Origin of the sequence: Mesorhizobium sp. M7A.F.Ca.CA.004.04.2.1, from assembly GCF_004022825.1 — a bacterium.
Classification (GTDB): Bacteria; Pseudomonadota; Alphaproteobacteria; order Rhizobiales; family Rhizobiaceae; genus Mesorhizobium.
Genome location: NZ_RZPH01000893.1, coordinates 1 through 963, shown reverse-complemented (window position 1 = coordinate 963; position 963 = coordinate 1). Strand labels below are relative to the sequence as shown.

Genomic DNA, 963 nt, shown 5'->3' with positions numbered 1-963 from the left:
CCGCCGGGTCGTCAGGCTGAAGGGCGGCGATCCCTATATTTTCGGCCGCGGCGGCGAAGAAGCCCTGGCGCTGGCGCATGAAAACATCCCGTTCCGCGTGCTGCCAGGCCTGACCTCGGGCCTCAGCGCTCTGGCCGCGACCGGCATCCCGGCCACCATGCGCGGCATCAACAAGGCGGTGATCCTGGCCACCGGCCACGCCGCCGGCACCGATGACGATCTCGATTGGGCGGCAATCGCCCGCACCGGCCAGCCTGTCGTCGTTTATATGGGCATGGCCAACCTGCCTTTGATCGCGGCGGCACTGCTCGACGGCGGGCTGGCGCCGTCGACACCGGCGGCAGTGATCGTCGCCGCAACGACGCCGCAGGAACGAACCGTCGTCGCAACGCTCGCCACCATTGCCGAGGAAGCCGCGGCCGCCGGTCTCGCCTCGCCGGCGCTGATCGTCGTTGGCGGGATCGTTGCCATGCGCGCGGCACTGGCGGGACAAGCATGACGGCCCGCGCCATCATCATCGGCGCGCCGCGCTCCGGCTCCGGCAAGACCAGCGTCACCATCGGCATTTTACGCGCCCTCACCCGGCGTGGGCTGAAGGTGCGAGGCGCCAAATCCGGCCCCGACTATATCGACCCCGGCTTCCACACCGCCGCCACGGGACTGTCGGGCGTCAATCTGGACAGCTGGGCGATGCCGCCATCGCTGCTCAACGCACTCGCCGCGCAAGCCGCCGACGACACCGATTTCGTCATCCTCGAAAGCGCCATGGGCCTGTTCGACGGCATTCCGGCCTCGCCGGGGCGCACCGGGTCAGCCGCAGACTTGGCTCGGCTCTACGGCCTGCCGGTGCTGCTGGTGCTCGACGTCTCCGGCCAGTCGACCACCGCGGCCGCCGTCGCCAAGGGCTTTGCCACCTACGATCCGGATGTACGCATGGCCGGTGTAGTGCTCAACCGGTTGGGC

General features: G+C 69.5%; 1 protein-coding gene and 1 pseudogene. Both read left to right on the top strand.

Annotation, left to right across the window (positions count from 1 at the left end; genetic code table 11):
- Positions 1 to 499, top strand: a 499-nt coding sequence (locus EN893_RS39530) for an SAM-dependent methyltransferase (RefSeq protein WP_245490922.1), incomplete at its 5' end; no start/stop codon positions are given.
- Positions 496 to 963 (top strand): annotated as a pseudogene (locus EN893_RS28775) (cobyrinic acid a,c-diamide synthase); the annotation flags it as partial. The gene EN893_RS39530 and the pseudogene EN893_RS28775, both read left to right, overlap by 4 nt.